The 4,730-nt window shown below is 80.8% G+C and carries 6 protein-coding genes; 5 read left to right on the top strand and 1 reads right to left on the bottom strand.

Annotated features, from left to right (window positions below; translation table 11 throughout):
• From RKE29_RS28020 to RKE29_RS28005, 4 genes are all read left to right on the top strand, one after another.
• Positions 1-461: PP2C family protein-serine/threonine phosphatase (locus RKE29_RS28020; protein ID WP_312008485.1), on the top strand; the 461-nt coding region annotated here is incomplete at its 5' end.
• 178 nt (positions 462-639) lie between these two features.
• Positions 640-846: a hypothetical protein gene (locus RKE29_RS28015; RefSeq protein ID WP_312008484.1), complete on the top strand. Its 207-nt coding sequence runs from the start codon at positions 640-642 to the stop codon at positions 844-846.
• Entirely contained in the window at positions 843-3,104 is a 2,262-nt protein-coding gene (locus RKE29_RS28010; RefSeq protein WP_312008483.1) for a cation-translocating P-type ATPase, read from the top strand. Before RKE29_RS28015 ends, RKE29_RS28010 begins: the two co-directional genes overlap by 4 nt.
• Positions 3,101-3,583, top strand: a complete 483-nt coding sequence (locus RKE29_RS28005) for a copper chaperone PCu(A)C (RefSeq protein WP_312008482.1) — start codon at positions 3,101-3,103, stop codon at positions 3,581-3,583. The genes RKE29_RS28010 and RKE29_RS28005 overlap by 4 nt, the downstream gene beginning before the upstream one ends.
• An 84-nt stretch (positions 3,584-3,667) precedes the next feature.
• Here RKE29_RS28005 and RKE29_RS28000 read toward each other — a convergent pair whose 3' ends face one another.
• Positions 3,668-4,255: a sigma-70 family RNA polymerase sigma factor gene (locus tag RKE29_RS28000; protein WP_312008481.1), complete on the bottom strand. Its 588-nt coding sequence runs from the start codon at positions 4,253-4,255 to the stop codon at positions 3,668-3,670.
• A gap of 34 nt (positions 4,256-4,289) precedes the next feature.
• Between RKE29_RS28000 and RKE29_RS27995 the strand changes: the two genes are divergently transcribed.
• A complete protein-coding gene (locus tag RKE29_RS27995) occupies positions 4,290-4,469 on the top strand; it encodes a zf-HC2 domain-containing protein (protein ID WP_312008480.1) in 180 nt (59 codons plus the stop codon).
• Positions 4,470-4,730: the final 261 nt, after the last annotated feature.

The raw sequence follows: 4,730 nt of genomic DNA, 5'->3' as shown, positions 1-4,730 counted from the left end.
CCCCCGCCGGCACGGCCGCGGCCCCCGCCGGCACGGCCGCGGCCCCGGGCGGCGCGCAGGGCCCGCTGCGGCTGGCGTACGTCGACTGCGGCCACGTCGCCCCGTACCTGATCCGCGCGGACGGCGGCGTCAGCGAGCTGGAGCCGGAGCCGTCGCTGCCGCTGGGCCTGGGCGAGCTGGCGCAGGCGCCGCGCACCGAGCAGCGCGCCGAGGTCCCCGCGGACGCCCGGGTGCTGCTGTGCACGGACGGGGTGGTCGAGGCCCGCTCCCCGGGCGGGGAGTTCTTCCCGCTGGCCGAGCGCCTGGACCGGTGGGCCGCGCTGCCCACGCCGCAACTGCTGCGGCGGCTGCGGGAGGACCTGGACGCGCACACCCGGGGACGCCTGGAGGACGACGCGGCGGTGCTCATCATGGAACGGCCCGAGCAGCCGCCCGCCCGGCACGGCGGGAACGGCGGCTGAGCGCCCTCGCGCGCCGGCCGGGAGCCGGCCCGCGCCGCCCGCCGCCCGAAGGCCGCCCGCGCGGGAGAAGTCGTCCCGGGACGCCGCCGGGTTCCCGCGGGCGGACGGGATGATTCTCACCCGCCGGACGGGGCCGAGGGAGCCGTCCGGGCGCCGGCGGCCGTGCCACGATGCGGCGATGACCCCACGTGCGTACGGCCCCCTCACGGCCGTGTCCGGTTTCCTTCTGCTGCTCGCCGCCCTGTTCGGCGCGGCCTACGCGGCCGGTTCGGCCGCCGGGCCCGTGGCGCCGGGCCTGCACCGCGGCGGCCCGGGCCCCGGCTCCGGCGGCGGGGCGGGCGGCGGCATGGGCGGCATGCACGGCACGGGCGCGGCGGGCCGGTGAGCGTCGCACCCGTCGTCACGGAGCTGGCGGTCGGCGGCATGACCTGCGCCGCCTGCGTACGCCGCGTCGAGAAGCGGCTCGGCCGGATCGCCGGGGTCACCGCGAGCGTCAACCTGGCCACCGGCCGGGCGCGCGTGCTGCACCCGCCCGCCGTCGGCGCCGCGGAGCTGGTCGCCGCCGTGGAGGGGGCCGGGTTCACCGCCCGGCTGCCCGGGCCGTGGGCGCCGCTTCCGGCCGGCGCCGGGCCAGGCGCCGGGCCGCCGGAGGCCGCCCGGCTGCTGGTGACCGCCGCCCTGGCGGTGCCGGTGCTCGTGCTGTCCATGGTGCCCGCCGCGCAGTTCCGGAACTGGCAGTGGCTGTGCTTCGTGCTCGCCGCGCCCGTCGCCGTGTGGAGCGCCTGGCCGTTCCACCAGCGGGCGGTGCGCGCGCTGCGGCACGCCGGCGCGACCATGGACACCCTCGTGTCGCTGGGCGTGGCCGCCTCGTTCGGCTGGTCGGCGTACGCGCTGTTCCTCGGCGGGGCCGGGGAGCCGGGCCTGCGGATGCCGCTGACCTGGCTGCCGTCCGCCCCGGACGGCGCGGCGCACGTGTACCTGGAGGCGGCCGTCGGCGTGCCGCTGTTCGTCCTGGCCGGGCGGCTGCTGGAGGCGCGGGCCCGGCGCGGCACCGGCGCGGCGCTGCGCGCGCTGGCCTCGCTCGCCGTCAAGGAGGTGTCGGTGTGCGCCGGGGACGGCACCGAGCGGCGGGTGCCGGTGGAGCGGCTGCGGGTGGGCGACGTGTTCGCCGTACGGCCCGGGGAGCGGGTCGCCACCGACGGCGTCGTGGTGGCCGGCGGCTCCGCCGTGGACCTGTCGCTGGTCACCGGCGAGAGCACGCCGGTGGAGGTGGGGCCGGGCTCGGCGGTGCCGGGCGGCGCGGTCAACGCGGGCGGGCTGCTGCGGGTGCGGGCCGAGGCGGTCGGCGAGGACACCCGGCTGGCCCGTATCGCCCGCCTGGTGGCGGACGCGCAGGCGGGCAAGGCGCGCGCGCAGCGGCTCGCGGACACGGTGGCCGGGGTGTTCGTGCCGGCCGTGCTGGCGGTCGCGGTCACCGTGCTCGGTTTCTGGCTGGGCGCGGGCGCCGACCCGCAGGCGGCGGTCACGGCGGCGGTGTCGGTGCTGGTGGTGGCCTGCCCGTGCGCGCTGGGCCTGGCCACGCCCACGGCCCTGCTGGCCGCCACCGGCCGGGGCGCCCAGCTGGGCATCCTGGTCAGCGGGCCGCGGGCGCTGGAGGGCCTGCGGCGGGTGGACACCGTGGTGCTGGACAAGACGGGCACGCTCACCAGCGGCGCGATGGAGGTGCTGGAGGTGGCCTGCCGCCCGGGCGGGCCGGGCCGCGAAGCGGCCGTCCGGCTGGCGGGCGCGGTCGAGCAGGGCTCGGAGCACCCGGTGGGCCGGGCCCTGGCGGCGTACGCGCGGGCGGCGGGCCCGCTGCCGGCCGTGGCGGACTTCACCGCCACCGCGGGCCTCGGCGTCGCCGGGCGGGTGGCGGGCCGCCGGGTGGCGGTGGAATCCGCCACGGCCGACGGCGGCACCGGGCTGCCGCCCGCGCTGGAGCAGGCCGTACGGGCCGCGGAGCGGGCGGGGCGCACGGCGGTGGTGCTGCGCGTGGACGGCGCGGCCGAGGCGGTGTTCGCGCTCGGCGACCGGGTGCGCTCCGGCGCGTACCGCGCGGTGGACCATCTGGCGCGTCTGGGCGTGCGGCCGGTGCTGGCCACGGGCGACAGCGAGGCCGCCGGGCGGGCCGTGGCGCAGGAGCTGGGCATCCGGCGGGTGCACACGCGCGTCACGCCCGAGGGCAAGGCCGAGCTGGTCCGCGCGCTGCGGGCGCGCGGGCACCGGGTCGCGGTGGTGGGCGACGGGGTGAACGACGCCGCCGCGCTGGCAGCCGCCGACCTGGGCATCGCCATGGGCGGCGGCACCGACGCGGCCATCGGCGCGGCCGACGTGACGCTGGTGCGCGACGACATGCGCGCGCTGGCCGACGCGGTGGCCCTGGCCCGCCGGGCGCTGGGCACCGTACGGGCCAACCTGGCCTGGGCGTTCGGCTACAACCTGGTCACGCTGCCGCTGGCGGCCACCGGCTGGCTCAACCCCATGGTCGCCGCGGCGGCCATGTCCGCCAGCTCCGTGCTCGTGGTCGGCAACAGCCTGCGGCTGCGCGGCTGGCGGCCCGGCACCTCGCGCGGCGGCCGGCGCGTGGCGGGGAGGCGCCGATGAGGCTCCCGGCATCGGTGCGGCGGGCGGTGGGCGCGGCGCTCGCGCCGCTGGCCGCCGGCGCGCTCGCGCTCGGCGGGCTGACCGCGTGGGTCCTCGCGGGCGCGGCGGGCAGCCCGGCCGCACCGGCGGTGACCGGCGCGCGCCTGCTGCTGCCGTCCAACCCGGAGGCCACCGCGGCGTTCTTCGACATCCGCAACACCGGCGGCGCGGACGACGCGCTGGTGGGCGTCACCGCGCCGTGGCGGGGGCGGGCCATGCTCGGCCGCCGCGTGGTGCGGGCCGGCGCGGGCAGCATGCGCATGGTGGACGCGGTGGCCGTGCCCGCGGGCGGCACGCTGCGGATGTCCGCGTCCGGCGTGGACGTGATGGTGCGCCGGCCGCCGCGGCTGCGCGTGGGCGACCGGGTGCCGTTCGTGCTGCGCTTCCGCGACAGCGGCCCGGTGCGGGTGACGGCGGTGGTGGTCCGCCCGGGCAGCTGACGCCGCGGCGGCGCGCCGTACGGCGGCGCGCCCGCGGGCTGTCCGCCGGGCCCGTACGGCGCGCCGTGCGGGCCCGGCGGCGCGTCAGGGCGCCGTGCCCATCAGGGCGGCGGCCCGTTCGGCCGTCTCCAGCTGGGCGATCAGCGCCTCACGGGCCCGCGCCACGCGGGAGCGGACCGTGCCCACCGGGCAGCCCGCCACGGCGGCGGCCTCGGCGTACGGCAGGCCCAGCACCTGGGTCAGCACGAACGCCTCGCGCCGCTCGTACGGCAGCAGAGCCAGCAGCCGCACCAGGGCGACGCCCTCGTCGAAGCCGGCGCCGGAACGGCCGCGGGACTGGGCGCGCTCGGCCGCCGCCTGCCAGTCGGCGGTGTCCGACAGGCGGGGCCGGGCGGCGGCGCGGCGCAGCCGGTCCACCACCGCGCGGCGGGCGATGGACAGCAGCCACGTGCGCGCCGAGGACCGGCCCTCGAAGCGGGGCAGGGCGCGCAGGGCCCGCAGGTAGGTCTCCTGGACCAGGTCGTCCGCCGCCTGCGGGTCGTCGCTGAGCCGCGCCACGCACCGCCGTACGTCGCGCCGGGTGGCGCGCACGAAGCGGTCGACGGCCTCGGCGTCCCCGCCGCGCGCGGCCAGCGCCCAGCGGGTCACGGTCTCGTCGTCGTGGTCAGGCACCGCGGGCCCCCGCCGCGTCGGGGACCATGGGGAGGTGCGCTGTGCTGACGTCCGTATCGCCGTGTCCGCCCGCGTCGACGGCGAGGCCGGGCCGCCCGCAGTGGCCGACGCCGCGGTCGACGCCCATCTGCGGGAGTGCGGGGAGTGCCGCCGCTGGGGCGAGCGGGCTCGCGAGCTGCGGCGGCTCGCCGCGGCGCTGGACGAGGAGGGCTGAGCGCGCGCGGCGCGCCGGGCCGGCGGGCGCCAGCCGGGGGATCGCCGGGGCGGTCGGGGCCGGCCGGTTCGGGGCAGGGGTCATCGCCTGCGGTCCTTCCTGGGAATCCGGCAGGCGCCCCGCGCGGGGGTGCCTGTCCGGTGAGGTGACGGGCCTGTCGCCGGGCCGTCGCCGTCAGGCGGCGACGGCCCGGCGGCGCGGCGGACCGCGGGTGACGATGACGTGGACGAGCAGCCGCCCGCGCGCCCGGCGCGCGGCGGT

The organism is Streptomyces sp. B1866 (assembly GCF_031932565.1).
Lineage (GTDB): Bacteria > Actinomycetota > Actinomycetes > Streptomycetales > Streptomycetaceae > Streptomyces.
Note: the sequence above shows the minus strand (reverse complement) of the source record. Positions and strands in the feature narration are given on the sequence as shown.

Coding starts and splice junctions, on each gene's coding strand:
- RKE29_RS28015 (WP_312008484.1), top strand. CDS start 640: ATGACCCCACGTGCGTACGGCCCCCTCACGGCCGTGTCCGGTTTCCTT.
- RKE29_RS28005 (WP_312008482.1), top strand. CDS start 3,101: ATGAGGCTCCCGGCATCGGTGCGGCGGGCGGTGGGCGCGGCGCTCGCG.